At 38.7% G+C, this 23,572-nt stretch carries 23 protein-coding genes and 7 pseudogenes; 16 read left to right on the top strand and 14 right to left on the bottom strand.

The window, feature by feature from the left end; translation table 11 throughout:
• Positions 1-246, top strand: coding sequence for a vWA domain-containing protein (locus AAZO_RS26800; protein WP_144031308.1), 246 nt, complete (start codon positions 1-3; stop codon positions 244-246).
• Between the two features lie 30 nt (positions 247-276).
• Here the strand turns inward: AAZO_RS26800 and AAZO_RS14400 are convergent, their stop codons facing one another.
• From AAZO_RS14400 to AAZO_RS43815, 4 genes and pseudogenes are all read right to left on the bottom strand, one after another.
• Positions 277-756, bottom strand: coding sequence for a transposase (locus AAZO_RS14400; RefSeq protein ID WP_041640493.1), 480 nt, complete (start codon positions 754-756; stop codon positions 277-279).
• A 368-nt stretch (positions 757-1,124) separates the two neighbouring features.
• On the bottom strand, positions 1,125-1,352 hold the full coding sequence (locus AAZO_RS33920; protein WP_041640488.1) for a helix-turn-helix domain-containing protein: 228 nt from the start codon (positions 1,350-1,352) through the stop codon (positions 1,125-1,127).
• A 219-nt stretch (positions 1,353-1,571) separates the two neighbouring features.
• A pseudogene (locus AAZO_RS38430) lies at positions 1,572-1,730 on the bottom strand (C4-dicarboxylate ABC transporter); the annotation flags it as partial.
• Between the two features lie 129 nt (positions 1,731-1,859).
• A pseudogene (locus AAZO_RS43815) lies at positions 1,860-3,362 on the bottom strand (IS1634 family transposase).
• A gap of 210 nt (positions 3,363-3,572) precedes the next feature.
• Between AAZO_RS43815 and AAZO_RS33915 the strand changes: the two are divergent.
• The 3 genes and pseudogenes from AAZO_RS33915 to AAZO_RS41445 all read left to right on the top strand — a co-directional run.
• Positions 3,573-3,987 (top strand): annotated as a pseudogene (locus AAZO_RS33915) (IS701 family transposase); the annotation flags it as partial.
• A 131-nt stretch (positions 3,988-4,118) separates the two neighbouring features.
• Positions 4,119-4,434, top strand: a pseudogene (locus AAZO_RS14375) (vWA domain-containing protein); the annotation flags it as partial.
• Positions 4,435-5,480: 1,046 nt separating this feature from the next.
• Entirely contained in the window at positions 5,481-5,603 is a 123-nt protein-coding gene (locus AAZO_RS41445; RefSeq protein ID WP_266885169.1) for a hypothetical protein, read from the top strand.
• A 176-nt stretch (positions 5,604-5,779) separates the two neighbouring features.
• On the opposite strand, the pseudogene AAZO_RS38410 reads toward AAZO_RS41445, so the two are convergent.
• A pseudogene (locus AAZO_RS38410) lies at positions 5,780-6,385 on the bottom strand (IS630 family transposase).
• A gap of 104 nt (positions 6,386-6,489) precedes the next feature.
• Positions 6,490-6,696, bottom strand: a complete 207-nt coding sequence (locus tag AAZO_RS38405; RefSeq protein ID WP_228371208.1) for a helix-turn-helix domain-containing protein — start codon at positions 6,694-6,696, stop codon at positions 6,490-6,492.
• Positions 6,697-7,838: 1,142 nt separating this feature from the next.
• Between AAZO_RS38405 and AAZO_RS43810 the strand changes: the two are divergent.
• The 7 genes and pseudogenes from AAZO_RS43810 to AAZO_RS14335 form a co-directional block, all read left to right on the top strand.
• Positions 7,839-7,928, top strand: a pseudogene (locus AAZO_RS43810) (hypothetical protein); the annotation flags it as partial.
• 365 nt (positions 7,929-8,293) lie between these two features.
• Positions 8,294-8,572: a hypothetical protein gene (locus tag AAZO_RS38400; RefSeq protein WP_081462790.1), complete on the top strand. Its 279-nt coding sequence runs from the start codon at positions 8,294-8,296 to the stop codon at positions 8,570-8,572.
• A gap of 15 nt (positions 8,573-8,587) precedes the next feature.
• Complete coding sequence (locus AAZO_RS30500) at positions 8,588-9,499, top strand: hypothetical protein (RefSeq protein WP_228371207.1); 912 nt, start codon at positions 8,588-8,590, stop codon at positions 9,497-9,499.
• Positions 9,500-9,668: 169 nt separating this feature from the next.
• Entirely contained in the window at positions 9,669-10,301 is a 633-nt protein-coding gene (locus AAZO_RS14350) for a MotA/TolQ/ExbB proton channel family protein (RefSeq protein WP_013191814.1), read from the top strand.
• Positions 10,302-10,419: 118 nt separating this feature from the next.
• Complete coding sequence (locus tag AAZO_RS14345) at positions 10,420-10,851, top strand: ExbD/TolR family protein (protein ID WP_013191813.1); 432 nt, start codon at positions 10,420-10,422, stop codon at positions 10,849-10,851.
• Between the two features lie 142 nt (positions 10,852-10,993).
• On the top strand, positions 10,994-11,200 hold the full coding sequence (locus AAZO_RS14340; protein WP_013191812.1) for a hypothetical protein: 207 nt from the start codon (positions 10,994-10,996) through the stop codon (positions 11,198-11,200).
• Positions 11,201-11,331: 131 nt separating this feature from the next.
• A complete protein-coding gene (locus AAZO_RS14335) occupies positions 11,332-11,892 on the top strand; it encodes a methylmalonic aciduria and homocystinuria type D protein (RefSeq protein WP_013191811.1) in 561 nt (186 codons plus the stop codon).
• Between the two features lie 15 nt (positions 11,893-11,907).
• Here the strand turns inward: AAZO_RS14335 and AAZO_RS14330 are convergent, their stop codons facing one another.
• Positions 11,908-12,972: a potassium channel family protein gene (locus tag AAZO_RS14330; RefSeq protein WP_013191810.1), complete on the bottom strand. Its 1,065-nt coding sequence runs from the start codon at positions 12,970-12,972 to the stop codon at positions 11,908-11,910.
• Between the two features lie 133 nt (positions 12,973-13,105).
• On the opposite strand from AAZO_RS14330, the gene AAZO_RS14325 reads away from it, so the two are divergent.
• From AAZO_RS14325 to AAZO_RS42550, 3 genes are all read left to right on the top strand, one after another.
• Complete coding sequence (locus AAZO_RS14325; RefSeq protein WP_013191809.1) at positions 13,106-14,389, top strand: aspartate aminotransferase family protein; 1,284 nt, start codon at positions 13,106-13,108, stop codon at positions 14,387-14,389.
• Positions 14,390-14,779: 390 nt separating this feature from the next.
• Positions 14,780-14,908, top strand: coding sequence for a hypothetical protein (locus AAZO_RS42555; protein ID WP_338026868.1), 129 nt, complete (start codon positions 14,780-14,782; stop codon positions 14,906-14,908).
• A 3-nt stretch (positions 14,909-14,911) separates the two neighbouring features.
• Positions 14,912-15,145: a DUF4351 domain-containing protein gene (locus AAZO_RS42550; RefSeq protein ID WP_041643157.1), complete on the top strand. Its 234-nt coding sequence runs from the start codon at positions 14,912-14,914 to the stop codon at positions 15,143-15,145.
• Positions 15,146-15,352: 207 nt separating this feature from the next.
• Here the strand turns inward: AAZO_RS42550 and AAZO_RS38395 are convergent, their stop codons facing one another.
• The 7 genes and pseudogenes from AAZO_RS38395 to AAZO_RS14290 form a co-directional block, all read right to left on the bottom strand.
• Positions 15,353-15,490 carry a PDDEXK family nuclease gene (locus AAZO_RS38395; RefSeq protein WP_228371716.1) on the bottom strand — a complete coding sequence of 46 codons (138 nt, stop codon included), beginning with the start codon at positions 15,488-15,490 and terminating at the stop codon, positions 15,353-15,355.
• Complete coding sequence (locus AAZO_RS38390) at positions 15,491-15,658, bottom strand: hypothetical protein (protein ID WP_228371786.1); 168 nt, start codon at positions 15,656-15,658, stop codon at positions 15,491-15,493.
• Positions 15,612-16,810 (bottom strand): annotated as a pseudogene (locus AAZO_RS14305) (IS701 family transposase). Before AAZO_RS14305 ends, AAZO_RS38390 begins: the two are co-directional and overlap by 47 nt.
• 80 nt (positions 16,811-16,890) lie before the next feature.
• Complete coding sequence (locus AAZO_RS42545) at positions 16,891-17,070, bottom strand: hypothetical protein (protein ID WP_041640484.1); 180 nt, start codon at positions 17,068-17,070, stop codon at positions 16,891-16,893.
• Entirely contained in the window at positions 17,043-17,216 is a 174-nt protein-coding gene (locus tag AAZO_RS42540) for a hypothetical protein (RefSeq protein WP_187289491.1), read from the bottom strand. The genes AAZO_RS42545 and AAZO_RS42540 overlap by 28 nt, the downstream gene beginning before the upstream one ends.
• Before the next feature lie 37 nt (positions 17,217-17,253).
• Positions 17,254-17,913 carry a tRNA (adenosine(37)-N6)-threonylcarbamoyltransferase complex dimerization subunit type 1 TsaB gene (tsaB, locus tag AAZO_RS14295; protein ID WP_013191808.1) on the bottom strand — a complete coding sequence of 220 codons (660 nt, stop codon included), beginning with the start codon at positions 17,911-17,913 and terminating at the stop codon, positions 17,254-17,256.
• A gap of 143 nt (positions 17,914-18,056) precedes the next feature.
• Positions 18,057-18,305 carry a Ycf34 family protein gene (locus AAZO_RS14290; RefSeq protein ID WP_013191807.1) on the bottom strand — a complete coding sequence of 83 codons (249 nt, stop codon included), beginning with the start codon at positions 18,303-18,305 and terminating at the stop codon, positions 18,057-18,059.
• A gap of 256 nt (positions 18,306-18,561) precedes the next feature.
• On the opposite strand from AAZO_RS14290, the gene AAZO_RS14285 reads away from it, so the two are divergent.
• Entirely contained in the window at positions 18,562-19,833 is a 1,272-nt protein-coding gene (locus tag AAZO_RS14285) for a tRNA nucleotidyltransferase/poly(A) polymerase-related protein (protein WP_013191806.1), read from the top strand.
• Between the two features lie 661 nt (positions 19,834-20,494).
• The gene (locus AAZO_RS14275) at positions 20,495-23,503 is read left to right on the top strand and encodes a PAS domain S-box protein (RefSeq protein ID WP_013191804.1); all 3,009 of its coding nucleotides are present in this window, start codon (positions 20,495-20,497) and stop codon (positions 23,501-23,503) included.
• The last annotated feature ends 69 nt before the right edge of the window (positions 23,504-23,572 follow it).

Genomic DNA, 23,572 nt, shown 5'->3' with positions numbered 1-23,572 from the left:
GTGGATGCTATAATTCTTTATATGTTTTCCCACACATCTCAACGGTTTGATCATGTTACCTCAGCTAAAGTAGGGCAGATTTTTGCCGAAAATATTCCTGGTGATACGACCAATTTAGTTGGTGTACTCCAAGATGCCATTAATAATTACTTTCAAAGCAAAGCAGTTGGTAAAACTAAACCTAACGGGGAAATAATTTTAATTATTACTGGCGGTATAAAGAATGACCGTCAATGTGTATATTAAGTAATCATCAATGCTACTCATACCAATTCTCTATGAGGCTGCACAGAATAAAGCTTGGTGAAAAAGAGCTTCAAGGATGAAATCATAACTGGTCAAAGAGGAGATGACCTCAGAAGATAATTGAGCTAATTCATGTTGAACTCCTTGACGCAATTGGTCGAGATGTGAGAAACTTTCACCTTTGAACTGACGTTTAATAAACTGCCATAATCGCTCCATGGGGTTAAGTTGAGGAGAGTGAGATGTTTGAAAAATGGGAATAATATTTTCAGGGCAAGACAGTGCCAAAGCTTGGTGTGCAGAAGCTTGATCCATCTGCATTAATGCCATATCAGAACCTAATTCCTGAAATAGGACATCCAAGAATTTCTGAAAATTTTCACTGTTTAGATGAGGATATTCCTGACAAAAATGCCATCCAGAGGTGGGTTCAATAACTCCATAAAGCCAAAATGCTTTTCGTGGCCACTGCACCCTCACTACAGGTTTAACACCACGAGCCGTAATCACTCACTCCTCCAGTTTCGGTCTTCAAACCTAATCTGGTTTCGTCCTGGCACAGGTAACTCAGTCGTTTTCCCCCACCCAATAGTTTCTCTAAAGCTACCAAGGCAAGGGGGATGTTTTTTTTTAAGGTTTATAGCTTGCTCATCTTGTGATGAGCTGATGGGTCGAGGTACTTTCAATTTTGCCCCTAGTTTGTAGGGCACTAAACTGTAAACTGTCTTGTATTTGACTTGGACGTGCTATTCTTGCTCTAGCCATTCCACAATTTGCCTATAACTGCTAAACCCTTAGGGGGATTCTAACTTTGATATTAGTTGTGATAGCATTTCACCTTGTATTAAAGGAGTTGCCCCAGGCGCAGTTTTTACCTCTCAAAGAGAAGATAGTCCTCCTTTTCCATACCTTTGTAACCATCCTGTTATTGTTGACCCATCTCTGCCCAATCTTCGGCTCACTTCTTGATGCTGGGTTACTTGTTCTGTTTTTATCCACCACAGCATTTGTAAACGTTCTTTGTCTAATGCTGTCCGCGCATTTTTCAGGCTTTTTGACAAATACTCAGCACTTTCTTGAACTTCTAGATTGAAAGGGCGTGCCATTGCTTCCTCATGAGTCTTTATCTTCCATGTTCTTTATTCTACAGTTCTATCTACACTCATTTAGACTTGGTATTACAAAATAGAGCATGAAAAAGAATTGGTAATTTCCATTATTGAATTAGTCCATGATCCACAAGCCAGAAAATGTCTCAAAGCTTTATAACCCACATTCGGCACCATAAAGTGCCACAGAGGGGAATTACGGAGACAAAAAATTCAAGGGAGCATAACAACAAACATATGCAGTAAAAGAAGGCATTGGAGAAACAGTAAGGCACCAAAAATAGCATCAAAAGCTATTCTCAATAAGGAGCAATAAGAAAGAACACCGCCCAGAGGAGTCAACAGATAAATGAAGATATTCAAGAGATAAATCATAACTTAGACTAATATATTGAAGTAAAAAAAGAAACTATGGACATGGTAAAATAGAGCTATAAATCAAAGACATTAGGTTATTTTCTGATAGAAATTAAATTACTAGAGATAAATTAATAGAGAGAAAAATTAGGTAAGTAATTGATAGTAGGGAAAACAATGCTCTGGTAAAAGATTCACAATGAAATCTCTCTCTTGAGTCCAGTAACAGATGTGTTTTTATTGGTTAAGTTTAACTAAATGAATAGACTGAAAGCATGGAAAAATCCAGCGTAAAGTGGGGCGGTCAGTTGGTTTCCCCAATTGATTTTTTACTGTTAATTTAAACTCTCTCAAAGGGGTTCTAATTTGTTGTTGAGCTAAAGTATAAACCAGCAGACATAAACCCATAATCATTCCCAGGGACTCTATTTTCTCTGGACTTTTTAGGAAAATACTGTCTGCAAAAAATAAATGCCCTGCCCTCAGAGATTCTGTATTAATTTTAATTTCATTCTGGGAGACTTTAACTGTAGCTGATATTTCATAGGATATCTCTCCTGAACTATCCTTTTTCTTAGATTTGATTTGATTGACTTTACTCTGGTTAATTTGGTGATATTTGAATTGTTTGAATAGTTTAGATAACCCCTTGATAGCATCAGCTTCACAAGCAAATTTTCCTGGTGATAACTTTTTCAAATCTTGCACAGCTTTTGATTGTGCCTTGGTAATTTTTTGTGAGAGTTTAGCCAGGTCTGATTCTCTTCCTTCTTGACTTTGGACTACTAACCATCTTTGTTCTATTCCTGGATAATTTACTGTTCTTGACGCTAGTTTATATCCGGGTAAGTTACTATCAAAAAATTTTGGTTCTTGTAATGTTGATATTAATGATTGTGCTGATTTTATGCTTAATGGTACTGGACATAACCAGCTTAAATATGACATCATTCATCATTTTTAGACTTGATTCTGTATATAAGGCCCAGTCTGCTACTATGAGACTGTTAACTTTTAGTTAACTTTTAATTGTTTTCGGTACTCTAATGCTATTTTACCAAACCATGATGAATCTGCTTGGTTTCCCGATGCTAGTTATAAAAATATTGGTATGTCTCCATCTCCTGAACATATCATTTTTATGATGAACTGTTTTAACTCCGGTCTATGGTCACCAGAATAACCGTAGGTGATGGTTATTTCTTTTGGTGATTTTACTGCTAATTCTTCTATTTCTTGATTATTTCCTACTTTTTGACTCTCAAATATTACTTCTGGTAAGCTGGTATTATATTGCCCATGTACGTCCACTTATGATGAGTCTAGATGCCCTGCTCATAGGGATACTCCAAATTTTGGGGCTGCTTTTAAGGCGACAACAAAAAATATTCTATCCAATCCTTTTATAAATAGTTTATCCATGACTCTCCCCAGTTTATCGTCCTTGAGATGTTCTGGTGTTACTCCTGCTCCTATTAGATGGTCACAGGGGATTGTTTCAAAATCTTGGGGAAACATATATAAGGGTTTTTATACAAATCCTAACCCGTTGATTATCATGGGTTTTACTACATGACCCGGACTTACGTTCTCTCCAATTTCAAGGATTATTTCTACTACTCCTATGGCGTCTATTATTCCTGCTACTATGCCTCAATGGTATAGGTTTTGAATTTCCATTTTTTGAAGCTTTGATTTCACAACAGAATTATCCACAACTCCTGTTGTGATTAAATCATTTCTTCTTCTGTTCTAATTTAATTTTTAAATCATTAAATTTTCTTTTCTTTTATCTTCTTTACAAAACTCCATTCTCTCACTTTATTGCTATCTTTATGAGACTTATTCTTATTAAGCCTTATCGTCATCAACACTTCTACTTTCTCTCAAGCCACTGATATTGACTAGTTTATTACCAATGTTTCTTCATCAATTGTCACACCCCAATGGATAGTTAATACATATTCTCAAATAAACTGGGTAGAAGTTGTTTACAGGGAAGGCAAGCAGGGGATGGTTAGGACTCAAAGAATATCAGGTTCGAGATAAAAGCAGTTTACTGCGCCATTTTATTTTGGTTTTCTGTGCCTACACTTTTATTCTTTGCCATCAGTGGACTGGAGGATTAAGACCAAGGTGGGCTAAGAAACCTTTGAATAACTTTACTGAAGCTTTAAAAGCGTTTAGAACACCCATATCTTTTCTATTTATTGATTGGTTCAACTGGAATCCGGACGTGTTTCCTTCTTATCAAACCAGTTTGGGCTACATTTAGGCTTGGTTTTTGTTTCAGTCCCACTAGTAACGTAGTGCAAATTTTCCAAGCAAATGACCCATCAGGTACTACTGATTTACAATTGGCAGAAAGACTCAAATAGGGTGTATTGAAAAAGGTGTATTGAAAAAGGTGTATTGAAACACGCTAATGAAGATTATTTCCAACGCAAATCTAATAGTCAAATTAAGCCAAATGGTGAACTAAGTGATTTTAGTTTTTACTGATGGTGAACCTGATGATGGTAAGGCTGTGATGAAAGTGATTATAGAAACTTCACGACGTATGGATAGAGATAAAGAATTGGGCATTTCATTTATTCAAGTTGCTACAGATGGCAATACTACCCGTTGCCTGAAAATCTTAGATGATGAATTACAAAGTGCTGGGGCGAAATTTTATATCTGTAACAAAATTACAATGGAAGATATGGAAGATATGAGTTGATCTGAAGTGCTACTAAATGCGATTATTGATTAACTATCTGCATGATTAGCACTTGTACAATGGATTCCATTGATAAATCATTAGCTAAAATTAAGGCTGAATATACTGCACCTAAAACCCAACCACAGGAATCTCAATTAACGTAAGGATTCAGGGGGTAGGGTCTTGACAAGTGTGATAATAGGTGAGGCAGAATATAGTAGTTATGGAAAAGAAGCTGGGACCAAAAGTAGCCCGAGAGATATTGAAACAATTGGGAACAGAGGAACTGGTAGGAATCATTATTGACTAGGAGAAAACTATAGAGAAGCTAACAAATAGAGTAGTAGAACTGGAAAAAGAAATAGAAAAAGAAATAGAGAAACTCAAAGTCAGTAGAGATTTAGAGACCATAACATTATCCAAACCACCTTCGGTATACATCCTCAAGGAAACCGAGAACAAACAAGAAGATAAACCAGAAGAGAACCAGACACGAAAACGGAAACCAAGAGGACAACTAGGGCATAGGGGAAAAAGGAGAAAGGCTTTTGGTGGAGTAGATAGATTTTAGATAGTGGGACGGCAAGTGTGTGGATTGTGAGGTCAGGGGGAATTGTTTGGCGAACCAATAACAATCCAAACACAACAAGTAGGGGACTTGGTGGACAGGCCAATGGAAGTAGATTTCCAGTGTGTGTGGGGAAACACAAAGGGCACACTGGTCACCAGAGATAGTACCGGGACAAGATATAGGAATCACACTACAAGCTTTTTTGGGATGGATCAATAACTAGGGTCATTGACCCTATGAAAAACAGGAACTGGGTCAAATAGAAATTGGAGTGGGAACATTAGCAGGTACCAATGAAGGAATAGATAGTACAATGGCTCAAAGTATTGATAGGCTCAAATAGTGGATAAAAGAAACCCAGCCTCATATCCTTGGGGATGAAACACCCTGGGTAGTCAAAGGGGTGAAACAATGGTTATGGATTTTTGCCAATAGTGACTTCCCTTGATTTCATGGGTCTGATACTCCTTGTCCTGGCGAATTAGAATCCATTGTGGGTTCAAGTTACTCTGGTGTACTCAGTTTTGATGACTTTACTGCCTATAAGGGTTATCCGGTCACAGCTCAACAGAAATGTCAGGCACATCTACCCTACCCCGTCACTTCAAGACACTAATCAAGATTCCTGGCTTCAATCACCAAGAAATTGGCACAAAATTCATCAACCTCATAGATGAAGGTTTTAAAAACTACCCTTTATTCCAACAAACCTAAAATCTTCATCAATTCTTGACTTGGCGATCCTAGTAGGTAGTCTGCCAAGGCAATTTTGCTGGGTTAAATGCTCGGATATCAACGCTGCATTTTCTTACGTGCATCCTTGGTTTTAAAACCCCAATAAACACTGGGTTTTTGTTGATTACGCTGTGACTCCCAAGTAGCAATTTCAGAAGATAATATTTCTACATTAGGAATACGTCGTTCTAAGCATTGGCGAGATAAAACTGATAATTCAATTTCTACTTGATTCAACCAATAAGCGTGTTTAGGAGTATAGAGAAACTCTAATTTTTGAATAATGCGGCGTGCTTATTGTGGAGAGAAAACTTCATATAAAACACTTGGAGTATGAATGTTTAGGTTATCAACAAGTAAAGGTATCACATCAGATTGGGGGTAATAAACATCTACTAAATCTTTTAATTGTTTAGCAAAATCAGCTTTTGTCCGACTTTGTGTAACTTCAATATGCCTCCACCCGGCTATTGGTTCAAAAAAGCCAAATAAATTTACAACACCATTGCGTTTATACTCACAATCATAACCTTCAGGCTGATGTGGTTCTGGTGGCAAAGGAAGTCTTACTTCTTCTAATAATTGATATGGGCGTTCATCTAGGCAGAGTGTAGGTTTTTTCGGATCATATGGCTCATTGTACAAATCCAAAACATCTTCCATTCTTAACACATACTCTGGGTTAACTTCGGGAATACACCACTATTCTTTTAACCACGGTTTAATTTCATTTTTCTTAGAGTTTGGCGTATTGTTTCGTCTGAGATTCAATCTATGATACCAACCTTCACTAAATGCTCCGCTAATAATTGCATTGTCCAACGCACTCTTCCTTCTAGCGGATTAGAACAAGCAGTCGCAATCAAAAATGCTTCTTGTTTTTCATCTAATTTTTTGGGTTTTGGTGGATTTTCCCCATCCTTTAAAGCAAACTCTAATCCACCAATCACAAAGTTTTCTCTTGTCCTTTCCACCGTGGCAACATGAACTCGAACTGCGGCAGCGCCGTGTCCGTTTCTCCCTCAGATGCCATTCAAAGAATGTTTCCACGGGTTATAGTTCTTGCTTTGTGCTTTCCTTTTTTGAGGATTGCTTGCAGTTGTAAAACTTCCTCTTCGCTTAAATCTACAACATACTTTTTTACCATGGTCAACCCCTTTTTTGACTAGTTTATCAATTAGAGGGGCTTACCCAGCATCATTGCCTTGGTGGACTACTAGTTTCAACTGAAAGTTGAATCTTCCATTCATTCATTGATCAAGCCCCAGGAGAACCTGGTAAACTCTTACCTTCCTTAGGCAATAGACCTTGATCATAATTTAGCTGAACCAAGCTTAGGTTTAGCACTGAAACAACGAAAAGTCTGTGGTGGTTCTCTTTCTCTGGAGCTATTCCAACATCCTGCCAATTTATTGACGGTTATACAAACTTGTCGTCGTCAAGCACTTTCTCTAGTTGAGTTTTTTGACCAACCTATGAAAGCCATGGTTCACTCTGCTTTCCATACACCTTCTTTAATCCCTCTCCCTTAGACCTGAATCCTTACGAATTAACTACAAATCAACCCTTGATAAGTTCTGTTTCTAAGTCAGATCCTTTGATACAGGACTTTAGACTAAAAGAGAGTCATTACTAGGGAGTGGGACTACAAAAGTAAAGGGATAGCTGTAAGAACAAGGACCTTAGTAGCGGAAAATGAAATGTCAATTATACTGGTCGAAAGGCTACATTTTTGAGATTTTCGGACAGTCGGAAGCAGGTAAGTGATCGCAAACAGGAATTGGGTTAGGTTTGCCTATCAGTTGCAAGTTTGTAGAACTGATGGGTGGACAACTGACAGTGGAGAGTCCCATTGGTATCGCTAGCAAGTTGCGGTTTGATATTCAAGCACAGAAGCAAGTTCCGGTTTGATATTCAAGCATAGATGGTTGAGTCTCTAGATCAGGAAGATATAAACTCTTAACTACCAGGTTTGATTTCTGCAAAAGTCTTGGTTGTTGATGATAATGCCGTAAATAGGAAATTTGCCTTACTGAGGTTGAAACCTTTGGGATACCAAGAAACACAAGCAGTAGATAATGGAGAATAAGCACTAGCAGTATAGCAACATCACACTTTTGATTTGATATTCATGGATGTGCCAATGCCTGGTATGAATGGACTGGAAACAACTCGAGAAGTTCACACCTTGTATAGTGATAGCTAACAACCAATTACTATTGGCTTAACTGCGGATGTTTCTAGTGAAACTCGTGATAAGTGTTTTATGTATGGGATTAATACTCAATACTTTTGTATCCGCAGAATAAGTAGGGGTAAGAGAAAAAAAGAAAAAGTTGAGGGTGGGACACAGGGCGTTATAAAATATGAGACATGAGGCAAAAAATTTTAGCAAAAGACTTATCACAAACAGAGTTGCTCCAAAGCATTGAGCGAAAAGGAATTGCAGAGGAATCCATGGGTCAGAAGGGTCAGAAAGTAGAGATATGACTGAATCTAAGAGAGCAGTTACAATCAGAAGTCAAAGAATTACGGGCAGAAAACCAAGGGTTAAGAGATGAAAACAACCGATTGAAGGGAGAAAAGGATCAGGCAAAGATAAAAGCCAAGAATCAAAAAGGCTTCACAAGCAATCACTCATGGGAGAAAGAGCGACAAACGCTAAAAAAGGACAACAAAGGCAGTAAGAAGGCTGGGGTTAAAATAGACAGAGAAGAAATACTAGAATATCCCCAAGAATTACTGCCAGCAGAGGCGCAGTTCAAAGGGTATGAAGAAGTAATCATCCAAGACATCATCCTGGCAACCGATAACGTACTATTCCGGAAAGAGAAATACTACTCACCATGAGAAGGAAAAACCTATTTGGCAGAACCTCCTTGGGGTTATGAGGGAGAATTCGGTTTAGGAATAAAAACCCTGATTATCAGCTTGTACTATGGGGGTAACATGACCCAAGGCAATTTGTTAGAGTTCCTAGAGAATATTGACTTGCTCGAGCATTTTCAACTACCAACTAAATGGAGAAATGCTCTCCAAGTATTACCTCAAGAAACTGTGTTGAGTGAGGCAGAGTTTCATACCCTACTGGATACACATCTGCCTAAACTGGGTTCACAACAACGGACTCGAATTATGGAAGCAGCAGCTATTGCTTTCTATCATCAACAAACTGATTGGCCAGTGGTGCAAACTCTGGTCCGTGATGATGCTCCTCAATTGAAGTTACTGACTGATAATATCGCTTTGTATTGGGTAGATGAAGAAAGAAATTATAAGAACTTAAGTGCGTTTATTGCTTGTCACCAAAAGGTTTTAGATAAATTCCTGGATGATTTCTGGAATTACTACCGAGACTTACTCCCTTGTCAAGATTCTCCCAGTCAGCAAACGGCAGATAAACTCCGGTATAAGTTTTGGAAGTTGTTCCACACTGACAGTGGTTATCAACAATTGGATGAGCGAAAACCATTAACTCTGGTCAAAATTTCTGAGTTGCTTTATGTTTTAGAGCATCCTGAATTACCTTTGCACAATAACCCGGTTGAGTTATGTGCTAGAACTATGGTGCAGCGAGGCAATATTAGTTATGCCACTCAGACTCTCGCAGGGACTCAGGCTTGGGATACTTTTATGTCTCTTGTTCCTACTACTCGTAAGTTGGGAATTAGCTTTTCTGAATATATTCGTGACCGCATTTGTAAGGTGGGGAATATTCCCTGTTGGGCGACTATTTTTGACAAAAAATCTGCTCTCAATCCTTTTGGTTGCTCATAGATACCTTAATAGCTTCTTCCCCCAAAGTATTCAGGAGATACAATAATTTCCTCTCTCAACCAATAAAATTAGAAACATTACAACAAGCCTTAATTGTCAATCAACACTATTATAAACTGTCTGGTTAAGCATTGGTTAGGATTCTTAGAACGGAGTTAAAACATAGTAAATGGATATTAGTAATCTTTTTCAAGCCGGTGGAGTGGTAATGTTTCCCCTGCTATTTTTTTCGGTCTTAGGAGTGGGACTCATTATGGAACGGATCACTTTTTGGATAAAACTCACTGGTCGTCAAAATCGCGTAGTCAGGGAAGTTCTAAATTTTTATCGTCAAAATAATGTGGTCAGTGCTTTAGATAATTTGCAAAAAAATTCCGACCTACCCATTGCTCGAATTTTTTTAGCTGCTTTAGAGTTAGAAGAACCAACTCCAGAAGAATTTCGTTTGGCTTTAGAAAGTGAAGCTCAAGCAGAAATTCCTTTACTCAAAAGATTCCAAAACATTTTTGATACAATTATAGGTCTTGCACCTCTGTTAGGGCTTCTCGGTACAGTTCTAGGATTAATTGCTTCTTTTGCTTCCTTAGATATTAGTGATGTCGGTAGGACAAAAACATCTGGTGTCACATCTGGGATTAGTGAAGCATTAGTTTCCACAGCATCAGGATTAGTTGTTGCTATCATTACTCTTTTCTTTGCCAATACCTTTCGTGGACTTTATCTTCGCCAAATTGCTTGGATTCAAGAATATGGAGGACAGTTAGAATTACTCTACCGTCGTCAGTATGAGAGATCCAAATAATGGGGAAGATGGGGGAGATGGGGGAGATGGTGAGAGAAATTATTTCTTACTCCTGATAGTATAGCTTGGTGATCGCCATACTACTGAACTCCTTCTTTTAACTTCTTTGGAATTGCTTATGCGATTACTTGATGAACCAGATATTCCAGCACAAATTAATATTGTGCCGATGATTGATGTGATTTTTGCAATTTTGACATTTTTTATTATGTCTACTCTATTTTTAACTCGGTCAGAAGGCTTACCTGTTAATTTACCTAAAGCAGTGACAGGCAAATCACAAGCAGCAGCAGCACCAATGACGGTGACTATTGATCAAGGGGGAAAAATCAGCTTAAACCATGAACCTATTAACCTCAATGCCTTACCAGAGAAAGTACGGGAGTTAATGGGTAATACCTCACAAGTGGTAGTAATTATTAATGCTGATGAGAATGCTACTCATGGACAGGTAGTTGCAATTATGGATCGGCTCCGTCAGGTAGAGGGAGCCAAATTAGCTATCGCCACAATGTCTGACCCTTCGCGTACAGCAACTCAAAAACCTTAACTTGTTAACTCCTAGTTGGAGGGGTTTAGTTTTTCTAAACCCTTATTATCGATTATCATTTATTTTCTGACAATTTACTAATTAGATAGTATTCTAAAAGAATCAATAATAGTTTTAATCAAAGATTTTGAGGTCATAGTCTATGAAGATTTGGGTAAATGAGCAAATTGATCCATCTGGTATGATTCATGCTTGCATTGCCTGTTGTGATGAGTCTCAGGCTCAACAGTGTCACGAATCCTTTAAAAAAGATTTGACGCAAATTCAAAAAACTAATGGTTGGGTTGCACAATTAAGAACTGTAGACTCTTGGGATCTAGTACCCGTTAATGCTTTAAAACTCAGTTAATACGGAATAGACAAAAATTTAACTAAATACCAATTGCTAATTACCAGATAAAGTTCGGTAGTTGATTAGAAGTTTTGAGTCTATGACTATAACCTAGAAAGAAATAACAAGCTTGCTAAAACTGAATCAATGTGGTGAAATATTCTAGTGTTTGCATTTCTGAGCAAGGCTTTCCCATAAATTTAGTTGGTAAAACGGGACTAGCGGTGCAAATTTCGATTCATAATCCCAGTCAATATATCTGTGCCAACTCCGAACAGATATTACCAGATTGGAAACAACAACAGTTGTTGTGGGTAGTGGTTATTTTACAACAATCAAAATTTCCACTGGTAGAAATAACGGGAGAAATAGAGAGAGAAAAAGAATGGTTGCGGGAAAAGTTTATGCGTTTTGGCTGTGATGTGGCGTTTAATTTGCTCGATCGCGGTTATTTAACAGATTTAATTGACCCCCGTACTGGTTATCCTATACTTTCTCATCCCGGAGCAGTTCCCCATGATGATACAGCAGTTGCCAAGGCTTTACTAGATTATCCAGTGATTAAGAATGAATGCTGTGTACTAGTGCATCCTCAATGGGGTACTGCTGTTTATCCTAGTGTGTTGCTTTCGGAAGCTCCCCCGGAGATGATTGAATTTGTTTGTAAAGCGATCACTCCTCTGCATGGGTGGATGGAGAAGTTAAATTAGTTGTTAACAAGAAACTTAATTGTTTTTTGGTGGTCTCAGTTGCTGAGAATTAATAGGGCCGAGAATTTGATTTAAACTCCGCAGTTGTTCAGCCGTACCCATACAAATTAGAGTATCTCCTGACATTAAAATAGTATCTCCAGTGGGTCCACCAATGAGATTACCATCAAGACGGCGAATAGCTAACACTAATGCACCGGTTTGCGATCGCAACTTTGCCTTTTGTAAACTTTGACCCACAAATGGACAGTTAGCTGGATTAAGTAAAAATTCTTCCATATATAATTGACGGTCTGAACCAGAGAGAATCCCATCTACAAAGTCTAAAATCTGAGGTCTAAGGGCTGCTGCTGCCATGCGCTTACCACCAGTAATATACGGAGAAATCACCGCATCTGCACCGCCCCGTTGTAATTTTTGTAAAGCCTCCTCTGTACTTGCCCGTGCGATCGCACGAATTGCCGGATTCACAGTTTTTGCTGATAGCACAGTATAGAGATTTTCGGCATCAGAAGGTAACGCTGCCACAATACAAGTTGCTCGTTCCACCCCAACCTTTAACAAACTTTCATCCAACGTAGCATCACCTTGGTAGGCAGTATAACCTTGTGACTGAGCTTTCTGCACAGATTCAAACTCAGAATCAATAACCACAAAAGACACACCCTCAGCCTGAAACTCCTTGGCGATTTGCCGCCCTGTGCGACTGAATCCACAGATGATGTAATGTCCTGATAGAGATTCCATTAAACGCCTTTGTTGCCTGAGTCTAATTCCCTCTTGAAAATAGCCTTCAATCACAGCTTCTGTAAATCTATTCACAATGTAACCAATATTGACTACACCCATCAAAATCAAGGCGATCGTAAACAACCTCCCCCGACTACCTAATGGATTAGTTTCCCCATATCCTACAGTTGCTAAAGTGATAACTGTCATGTAAGCCGCATCTTCCCAAGACCAGCCCTCCACCAACCTGTACCATGATGTACCAATTAGGAAAACAAAAACCAGAGCGATTGCCCCGGCCATTAAATCTTTTTGAATCCGTTGATATTTTTCTTCTAAGGTAGAGTACACAGGCAATTAAAAATTAAAAGTTAACGAATTTCTACTTATGTCCAATTCTCTCCTTAATAAAAAGAAGTTTTGAAATATTTTTGGGAAACTGGTAAATAGATTATAGGATAAAGGATTTTCAGGAGGTGCAGTAGTGACATTCCAAAGTCTAGTTAAACAAGCCATAATCCCCCAAGAGTCAGGTTTTATGCTAACTACATCCTTTGATCAAGAAAGTTTCAACCAAGTTGTTATGTCCACTTATGGACGGTTTCCCTTGGCCTTAGAACGGGGTGTTGGCTGTCGGGTTTGGGATAACCAAGGCAACTCATATCTAGATTTTGTGGCCGGAATAGCCACTTGTACCTTGGGACACGCCCACCCAGCAATGATAGAAGCAGTAACACGGCAAATCCAAAAGCTGCATCATGTTTCTAATTTGTACTACATTCCCGAACAAGGTGAATTAGCCAAATGGATTGTTGATCATTCCTGTGCAGATCGGGTGTTTTTCTGCAACTCTGGCGCTGAAGCCAACGAAGCAGCAATTAAACTAGCGAGAAAATATGCCCACACAGTCCTAGATATTGCTAACCCCATAATTTTAACTGCCAATGCCAGTTTTCACGGACGGACTTTAGCAACTGTTACCGCTACCGGACAACCCAAGTATCAAAAGAACTTTGATCCTTTAGTACCTGGTTTCCATTATGTAGATTACAACGATATTAGAGCAGTTGAAGCTGCTGTAACTGAATTAGATGAAGGCAATTATCGCGTTGGTGCAATTTTAATTGAACCCTTGCAGGGAGAAGGGGGTATCCGTCCTGGTAACGTTGCTTACTTCCAGCGATTGCGACAGATTTGTGATGAAATCGGTATTTTATTGATTTTCGACGAAGTGCAAGTGGGGATGGGACGCAGTGGTAAATTATGGGGTTATGAACATCTGGGAGTAGAACCAGATATCTTCACCAGTGCTAAGGGACTGGGTGGTGGTATCCCCATCGGTGCAATGATGAGTAAAAAATCCTGTGATATTTTCCAACCAGGAGAACACGCTAGTACCTTTGGTGGAAATCCTTTTGTGTGTGCTGTGGCGCTGAGTGTTTGTCAAACTTTGGAAAAAGAGAATATTTTGCAGAACGTCCAAGAACAAGGCACACATTTACGGGAAGGATTAAAAGTGATCGCACTCAAATATCCTCAGCACATCTCAGAAGTCCGGGGTTGGGGTTTAATTAACGGTATGGAAATAAAAGCAGAATCTTCTTTAACTGCGGCTGATTTTGTCAAAGCTGCAATGGATGAAGGTTTATTATTAGTAGCTGCTGGTCCAAAAGTCGTCCGGTTTGTACCTCCTTTAATTGTCACTGAGGAAGAAATAAATCAAGCACTACACGCTGTAGAAAAGGCTTTAGCTAAAGTTACAGCATAATTTATTTGTAATTCGTAATTCGTAATTCCTAATGCCTAATTCCTAGTTCCTAATTCCTAATTCGTAATTTTAGGATTATCAATTACGAATTTTTTTATTTTCAATATGGAATGCAGTGGTGAGCAAAATGGTAAAAAGTCGATTATGGTTAGCAATAATATGTGAGAAATCATGACAGAAACAAAATCTAATCATGAAGTTTAGAGAGGGAGAATATTCCTAGAAACTCAGTGGAATCACGAACACAAAGATCAATGGGGAGCTGAACGTGAAACATTGTATCAACCCTGCAAAATAACTTTTGAGCAGTTACAAATAGAATTAATGAAACTCACTATAAGTCAAAAACCTCAATGACGCAAAACCTGGAAATCTAGCTTAGTTTGACGATTGTATGAACAAGGTTGGCAAGGAAAGGATATTCGTAACCTTTACCGCTTGATAGACTGGTTTATGATGTTACCAAAGGTATTAGAAGCAGAGTTTTGGAAATATCTTAAGCAATTTGAAGAGGAGTGAACTATGATTGATATTACTACAGGTGAGCGCATTAGCTACGACCGAGGAATAACAGAAGGTAAGCACAATATTGTGGTACGACGACTACAAAAATGCTTGGAAGAGTTACCAAGAAAAATAAGAGCGAAAATTCAAACTCTTTCTCTCAATCAGTTGGAAGAACTTAGTGAAGCATTGCTAGATTTTACAGCTAGTGAGGATTTATTTAACTGGTTGGAAAATAATCAACCAGAATAGGAGATTTACCTTTCATAAATTAATAGAGCCAGGTAAAAATAACTGTCCTAGCTTTTCCATAGAACTTTGATGTTCTGCACTTGCTAAACCTTGCTGTAAAATTTCCAATACTTTAGCTAAATCCCCAGTTAATAAAGCAGACTTATCTAAGTAAAGACGAGGGAAAAATTCATAACAAATAGCACCCTCACCATTAGCTTCTAAGTGTCAGTATTCTCCATCTTCTAAAATAAACCAATCAAGTTCACCGTCATAAACTTGCCAGATTAAATCTTCTTGTACCTGATTTCGACGATAAACTTTAAGTTTATCATGGGTATCAACAGCCGTACTACTAGCCGCAATTTATATAATTGATTCTGGCGCACCTTCAACATAATCATCTGCACTGATCTCCGACTGTCCAGCATTTTCAATTCTTAACAGTGTGTCTGGTTTAGGTTCATTATCGGGACGTAAACAAAAATCAAGCCCAAATGTAGCCCAAACTAGCTTGATAACAAGGAAACACATCCGGATTCAAGTTGGACCAATCAATAAATAGAAAAGATATGGCTGTTCTAAACGCTTTTAAAGCTTAAGTAAAGGTATTCAAAGGTTCCTTAGCCCACCTTGGTCTTAATCCTCCAGTCCACTGATGGCAAATAATAAAAGTGTAGGCACAGAAAACCAAAATAAAATAGCGCAGTAAACTGCTGTTATCTCGAACTTGATATTCTTTGAGTCCTAACCATCCCTTGGCTTCCCTGTAAACAACTTCTACCCAATTTCTCTGAGAATATGTATCAACTGTCCATTGGGGTGTGACAATTGATGAAGAAATATCGGTAATAAGGTAGTCAATATCAGTGGCTTGAGAGAAAGTAGAAGCCTTAATGACGACAGCAATATTCCCCTTTCCAGTTAAGGCTGATATTTCTACTTCTTTAGTTACTACCCATAATGTTTTGGGTTTATCTAACTCCAGTTGAATTTGTGTAACAGCCTCTTGGGTTAAATTTTGTGCTAATTCATCTAACCTAATTATTGCTGGACTATCCTCTTGGTCACTGCTAAGGACTGTGGGATTTTTACCTAATCCTCCTCAATACTTTCAATTCCGATTCTCTATCTTTAATAAGAAAGATGTATTGTGGCCATATCCAGGATCTATAATTACTATTCCTGGTTGATAACCACGGCTTAAGGTCAGATCTATTAATTTAATTCCTAACTCAGGTTTATTCTCAAATAGAGGGTCTTATTTCCCTTTTGGTAAAGAATCACCGTGGTGATATAACTCCATATGTAATGCTAAGCTTTTACTGCCATCATATAGATGTGTTATTACTACTACTATTCCAGTATCCCTTTTCCCAATTTCTCCAATATATTTTCCTCCTACTCCATCCCTAAAATTCCCCCTTTTTCTATGGACATAATCATCAATTATATTGACTTGGGAACTGGACCAAGGTGCTTCATTTAAAAAGTGGTGTAATCGGTGGTACGTCACCCCTAGGGCATTCTCTGCCATTTCAAATAGGTTTTTTCTCTCACTTTCACCCAATCATCCCCCTAAATAATGTCTAAACTCTCTTCTTTCTGCTTGATGAGTAAATACATCATCAAATGACACCATCTTCCAAACTATGGTGCCATTGCTGGGGCAGTGGTTTCTTTCATCAGCTTCTTTTAATCTGAAAGCTACACCGGAATCCTATTATACTCCTTTTTACTCTTAACTTTTGTTTAAGTCCCGTTATCTATACTATATCGAATCTAACACTAGCATTATTAGCTATTTCCACTCCTATATAATATGCAGTGTAAAAACCCAACCAAGCCATAATATTAGAATGAGGTTCACCATGAATTTTATATCTGACAGGTGGTGCTATATAAACAGTTCGTTCAACTAAATCGGTTCTTTTGACATCTGGCATTGTCTGACAGGTGGTGCTATATAAAGAATTCGCTCAATTAAGTTAGCTTTTTTGACATCTGGCATTGTATGATAGCGACGTTCAAATTCCATGCGGGTAAGTCTATTGCCGTTTTCCAGAGGTGGAGTATCTTGAGTCAGTGTCATAATCTTAAACCCACTAATTCAACTATTGCTTCTATTATTAAACATCTACAGGATGCTGTCCATAATATGGTAATGCTTCTGACCAATGGGGACATTTATCTTGTCGCCAATCTAAATAAGCTAATTCCAAAATACTTGTTACAGTGGCTGCTAAACTTGATGTGGCTTTGATTAATTGATATTCACTATGCCAATTTGCTAAAGTTCCTTGCCATACTTTTGGTGTGAATACTGTATCTGGTAATAAAGTTATGATTCCTGAATTATCAGGAGCCATTTGATAAATCGCGCCAAAAACTTGCGCTCTTTGTGCTGGCATCTCTACAGCAATAATTGGTTGAGTATTGGGATTTTTACTGTTTTCATACCAAGCTACTGCTGCTAAAGTAGAAATTGGAAATACGGGAATTTCTAACTGTTGTCCTAAAGTCCTAGCTGTTACTACACCAATCCGACTGCCTGTAAAACCTCCTGGACCTTTAGCAACGGCAATAAAAGCCAAATCTGTCCAGGTTTGGGGTTCAATTAAATCAATTAAATATTGATGGATGAGACTGGATAAATCACGTCCTAAATTCCAAACATGGGTGCGGGTATATTCTGCAAAATTACTAATTACCAAACCCAGTTCAGGTGTAGTAGTGTGCAGTGCTAAAGCGTATTTTCTGGGAGGGAGAAGTTCTAGTTTAGTGGTCAAAGTGATTTATTTATAAGAGTAACTGCAAATATAGATTATAAAGTAATCAACAGAAATTAAACTATATAATAATGTAGAGATGTTTACGTAAACATCTCTACAAAATCGAAAGCAGGTGAAATCCAAAGTCTAAAATCTAAAGTTCAAGTCGGTACTAATTCACCGGGACGCAATTTAGCCCATTTACCCATTTCTTTTTTAAAGCTGAGACAACCAACTACATCCCATTCCATTTCAATCATTTCGCCTTTTGTGCGAATATTGACATTGATGGAGGGTTCGTTGGGATCAAGATCTGGGGTTTCAGTCAGGTGGGGTTGTTGATGCTGACTTTCTACAGCATTGTAGGTTACACAACGGTCTACATAGTGGCAGTTCACACAAATACACATAATAGAACCAACTCCAGGAACCTTTATACTTAATGTAGCTCACGGAAAAATGTTAGGCATTAGTTAGTGGATTGATTTTTATTAGACTTATTGCAAAATTGTTTATGTGGTATGATGGGGAGTTTTAGATTCTATGTATTGTTGGTATTCCTTGCGCTCCCTAATTCAAACATAACCCTGTAACTCTAACTTTTGGCTAAAACAAAGACAACCCCCTTTTATAACATAAAGTTAATTCTGTAAGAGGTCTATTACAATGAGTGATTTTGTTGTTTCTCGTTTAGATGCCCAAAATTGGCCTTTCAGTTTGGAGTGGTTGCCAAAACCTGTTTATATGGTTGGTGGGGCAGTGCGAGATGCGATTTTGGGTAGGAGTGCGGAATATTTAGATTTAGATTTTATTATCCCAGATGATGCAATCAAAGTAGCATGTGCGATCGCCAAACATTATCAAGCTGGTTTTGTCTTACTCGACGCAGAAAGAAACATTGCCCGTGTGGTGTTTCCCCATGCTACCGTTGATTTTGCCCAACAGGAAGGAGATAGTTTATTCACTGATTTACATAGAAGGGATTTTACAATTAATGCGATCGCGTATAATCCCCATACCCAGGAAATTATTGACCCCCTCCAAGGCTATGCAGACATAGCAACTGGTATATTACGCATGATATCACGTGCCAATTTGCAAGATGACCCTTTGCGATTAATGCGGGCTTATCGTCAAGCTTCCCAACTTGGCTTTACCATTGAACCATCTACCCAAGCTAATATTCGTACCTTAGCAGCAGATATTAATCAAGTTGCACCTGAAAGAGTGCGGGTAGAAATTGGTTATCTCTTAGCCAGTTCTCAGGGTACACCGTGGCTAATCAGCGCGTGGGAAGATGGCTTATTAAGCTATGTCTTCCAAAATGCTATACATGAAAACGTGCTAAAATTAACGGCAGTTGATCAAGCAGCACATTTGATTAGTGAAAATTGGTCAAAACTAGGAGAAGAACTGCAAAACTATGTTCGTGATACTGTTAGCACAACATGGTTAGGTATTGCTAAACTAGCTTGTCTTGTTCACCAAAACCCAGAAATTGCAGAAACGGAACTCCAAGACATTACTTACAGCCGTGTAGAAATTCGCGCTGTTATTACCGTCCTGCGACTGTTCCCGCAGTTTAAAAGAATTAATCTTTCCCTACGAGAACAGTATTTTTTGTTTCAGGAGGTGGGAGTTATGTTTACTAGTATAATCACCTTAGCCTTAGCAGATGATATTGTCATAGAGGCGAAATCTGGCCATAACCCGCTATTGGTTTATACACCTTTAATCAACCGTTATCTGAACCCTGATGATCTGGTAGCTCACCCCTCACCGTTAGTTAGTGGTAGAGAGGTGATTATAGCACTAAATATTCCAGCTTCACCACTCGTGGGAAAAATATTGAGTGAAATCGCTGTAGCCCAAGCTGAAGGGAAAGTTTCAACAGTAGAAGAAGCAATAGAGTTTGCAAAGCAGTGTTTCGAGGGTTAATTGAGCCATACTTATTTGCCTTTCGTTGAATTTGGTAACAAAGATTTTAAAATCAAAAGAAAAAATAAATTGAATTAACTATGATAGTGATATGAAAGTTCTATTTGACTTATGAACTTACTCATGGAAACTGGGCATTGGGCATTGAGTTTGTTCAAGTCCTATTTAGGATTCTGATATGACAGTGTTATTGTGTGGATAAAAATATATGGCTAATGGGTAATTGGGAATAACAATGGTAAGAATTCAGGAGTCAGGAATCAGAATGTTTGAGAAATTGGTTAATTATCAAATAGGTATTTTTGGCGTTAGTCTGAAAAAGCTGACTGCTGATGGCTGAATGCTTACTAAGTAGGTTGGCATTAAAAATTGTCCTTACGACAGGGAAAAGACAAGAGGTGAACCGGCGCGGTCCTGGGGGTTTCCGCCATCAACGACTAGAGAGGCTGAAGGGCAAAAGGGAACAGGGGTTTGGTGACTTTACCTTTTGTCACATAATTCTGTTTTTTACTAATGAGTTACTTAAGTATAATAAAATATACCAAAGTTATGAACAGTAATTAGCCAGAAATTCCTATTCAATAGGATTGAGCGTGAGTAAGTGAGGGATAAAATCATTATGTTTCGGAAAAAACACATTTAAAACTTTAAGAATTACACAATGCAAGGAAAGGACAATTACCAAGAGCAACAGGAAATTAATTCTACTGATGAAGAGGGGATGATTTTCCAGCTTGCTGATACCACTATACAGGCGTGTAATGCTGCTGCTGAGAGAATAATTGGATATAAAAATGAGCAAATATTGGGAAAAACTCCCTTTAAACCTCCATGGCAAATAGTTCATGAAGATGGAACAATTTTTACGCCAGAAACAGTTCCACCTATAGTTGCTTTACAAACAGGTAAGCCATGCAAAAACGTCGTCATGGGGCTTTATCAGCCAACTGGTCAGCTAGTTTGGTTATTGCTTAACTCCCAGCCTTTATTTCAAACTAACAAATCTACTCCCTATGCAGTTGTCACCACATTTACCGACTTTACAAAAGTGAAATGTCGGCAATCTAGGAGTGATGCTTGTATTACCAATAATAAAAAACTAATAGTAACTTGGAATCAAGATCAAGCTGTAGAAATTTCTCCAAATACGGATAAGCAAAAGCTAAACCAACCAGTTGCAGAACCTATATCTGACGATTGCACCAAAGCCTTCTTATCCATGCAAAACCATATTTTAGAACTAATTGCTACGGGTAATTCACTCTCTGAGATCCTCGAAAAGTTAGCTCAGTCAATAGAAGCGCAGTTGGCTGAAGTTTTCTGTTCCATCATGTTACTAAATGATACAGGCACAAAATTATATCCTGGCGTAAGTTCTAGTCTACCAGAAAAATATATTCAAGAATTAAAGAATGGTGTTCCCGTAGGTGCAGATGTAGGTAGTTGTGGCACATCAGCCTATACCAAACAAACAGTAATAGTCTCAGACATTGCCAGCGATCACAAATGGGTAAAATACCGTGACTTGACATTGACGAATAACCTCAAAGCTTGTTGGTCTACACCCATTTTGGACAGTCAAGGCCATGTTTTAGGAACATTTGCACTATATTATCCCACAGTTCGCATTCCTCAAAAATCAGATCTGCAACTCATTGAGAGAGCATCTCACCTAGCAGGTGTAGCAATTGAACGTCAAAGATGGCAACTAGCTTTGCAACAAAGTGAATATCAATTGCGATTAATGACGGAAACAATTCCCCAACAGGTATGGACAGCACAACCTAACGGTCTGGTTGATTATTATAACCAGCGGTGGTGTGACTTTACAGGTAAAACGCAAGAACAACTGAAAACTGAGAGTTGGGAGCAGATTATTCACCCAGAAGACTTACCAAAGGTAGAAGAATTGTGGGCTAAAGCGGTACAAACCGGCAGTGACTATGAAGTAGAAACTCGGATGCTCTCTGGGAGTGGAGAGTACCATTGGATTTTGGGACAGGCACGTCCTTTGCGAAATCAACAGGGACAGATTGTTAAATGGTACGGTACCAATACCGACATTACAGACCATATCCAAGCCAGAGAAGCTTTACGAGAAAGTGAGCTAAACTTCCGCACCTTGGCAGATACCATGCCGCAGATGATCTGGACTGCTAAAGGAGATGGCTGGTTAGAATACTGTAACCAACGTTGGTTGGACTATACTGGTATGACACTGGAGGAAACTCAAGGTTGGGGTTGGCAACCTGTACTGCATCCCGATGATGCACAAATCTGTATAGATATTTGGAGTGAGTCAGTTCGCACAGGTCAAAATTATCAAATTGAGTACCGCTTACGTCGCGCTAGAGATGGGCAATATCGTTGGCATCTAGGTCGAGCCTTTCCACTACGCAATCAAAAGGGACAGATTATCAAATGGTTTGGTTCCTGTACTGATATTGACGACCACAAGCGGTCTGAGGAAGCATTGCGAAATGCCCTCCAAGAAAAGCAAGCAGCTTATGAAGCCGCTGAAACAGCGAATCGCGTTAAAGATGAGTTTCTGGCTATCCTTTCCCACGAACTCCGTACCCCGCTTAATCCGATCCTGGGATGGTCTCAATTGTTAAAAACTGGCAAACTGGACAAAGATAAGACAGATGAAGCCCTCAAAAGTATTGAGCGTAATGCAAAATTGCAGGTTGACCTGATTGACGATTTACTAGATGTGTCACGCATCCTCCGAGGCAAACTAACTCTGAATGTGACTACAGTTAATTTGGCAGATATAATTTCTGCAGCATTGGAAACAATGAGTTTAGCAGCCTCTGTTAAACAAATTGCCGTTCAAACCCTAATTGAACCGAATATAGGAAAAGTTAGAGGTGATCCGGCTCGCTTGCAACAAATTGTCTGGAATCTTTTGTCTAATGCTATTAAATTTACACCTCAAGGCGGAGAGGTAGTAGTACAGCTAGAGCAAATTGGTTCAATGGCTCATATTATAGTTAGTGATCAAGGTAAAGGTATCAACCGTAAATTTCTACCTCATATATTTGAACACTTCCGGCAAGAGGATGGCTCAACTACCAGAAAATTTGGTGGTCTGGGATTGGGACTAGCAATAGTCCGCCATTTAGTAGAATTACACGGTGGTACAGTTGAGGCCGATAGTCCAGGAGAAGGACAGGGCACAACTTTAAAAGTTATACTACCGTTAATATCTTCCTTGCCAGTGACAGTTACGAATGGTCAATTTGAGGACGTAGCTTTAAGTTTAAAAGGAATTAAAATTTTGGTTGTGGATGATGATGTTGATTCGCTGGCTTTTGTTAAAGTTGTGCTGGAATTGTATGAGGCAACTGTGACCACAGCGGCATCAGCACCAGAAGCATTACAAATTGGGGTACAGTTAAAGCCTGATGTTTTGATCAGTGATATTGGAATGCCGGAGATGGATGGTTATGAACTGTTAAGAAGAATGAGAGCTTTGTCGTCAGACTTGGGTGGAGACATTCCAGCAGTAAGCAAAGCTATACCGAAGGCGATCGCTCTAACAGCATTTGCTGGAGAACTTGACGAACAACAGGCAATGGCGGCAGGTTTTCAAATACACATACCTAAACCAGTAGAACCAGAGGCGTTAGCAGCAGCTGTTGCCCAAGTTCTGAAAATAAATGTTTAGCGGGACTTAAACAAAAGTCAAGAGTAAAAAGGAGTATAATGCGGTTTCGGTGTAACTTTCACGTTCAAA

The sequence above is a fragment of the 'Nostoc azollae' 0708 genome (genome assembly GCF_000196515.1).
Taxonomy (GTDB): Bacteria; Cyanobacteriota; Cyanobacteriia; order Cyanobacteriales; family Nostocaceae; genus Trichormus_B; species Trichormus_B azollae.
The sequence above is the reverse complement of the archived record's forward strand: the minus strand, read 5'-3'. Positions and strand labels throughout refer to the sequence as shown.

Bases quoted from the DNA above. Each gene is read 5' to 3' on its own strand.
- AAZO_RS14275 (WP_013191804.1), top strand. From the start codon at position 20,495: ATGCAAGGAAAGGACAATTACCAAGAGCAACAGGAAATTAATTCTACT.
- AAZO_RS42540 (WP_187289491.1), bottom strand. From the start codon at position 17,216: ATGACACTGACTCAAGATACTCCACCTCTGGAAAACGGCAATAGACTT.
- AAZO_RS33920 (WP_041640488.1), bottom strand. From the start codon at position 1,352: ATGGCACGCCCTTTCAATCTAGAAGTTCAAGAAAGTGCTGAGTATTTG.
- AAZO_RS42550 (WP_041643157.1), top strand. From the start codon at position 14,912: ATGATTGATATTACTACAGGTGAGCGCATTAGCTACGACCGAGGAATA.
- AAZO_RS42545 (WP_041640484.1), bottom strand. From the start codon at position 17,070: ATGCCAGATGTCAAAAGAACCGATTTAGTTGAACGAACTGTTTATATA.
- AAZO_RS38390 (WP_228371786.1), bottom strand. From the start codon at position 15,658: ATGTGTTTCCTTGTTATCAAGCTAGTTTGGGCTACATTTGGGCTTGAT.
- AAZO_RS14345 (WP_013191813.1), top strand. From the start codon at position 10,420: ATGCGATTACTTGATGAACCAGATATTCCAGCACAAATTAATATTGTG.
- AAZO_RS14350 (WP_013191814.1), top strand. From the start codon at position 9,669: ATGGATATTAGTAATCTTTTTCAAGCCGGTGGAGTGGTAATGTTTCCC.
- AAZO_RS14285 (WP_013191806.1), top strand. From the start codon at position 18,562: ATGAGTGATTTTGTTGTTTCTCGTTTAGATGCCCAAAATTGGCCTTTC.
- AAZO_RS14290 (WP_013191807.1), bottom strand. From the start codon at position 18,305: ATGTGTATTTGTGTGAACTGCCACTATGTAGACCGTTGTGTAACCTAC.
- AAZO_RS14340 (WP_013191812.1), top strand. From the start codon at position 10,994: ATGAAGATTTGGGTAAATGAGCAAATTGATCCATCTGGTATGATTCAT.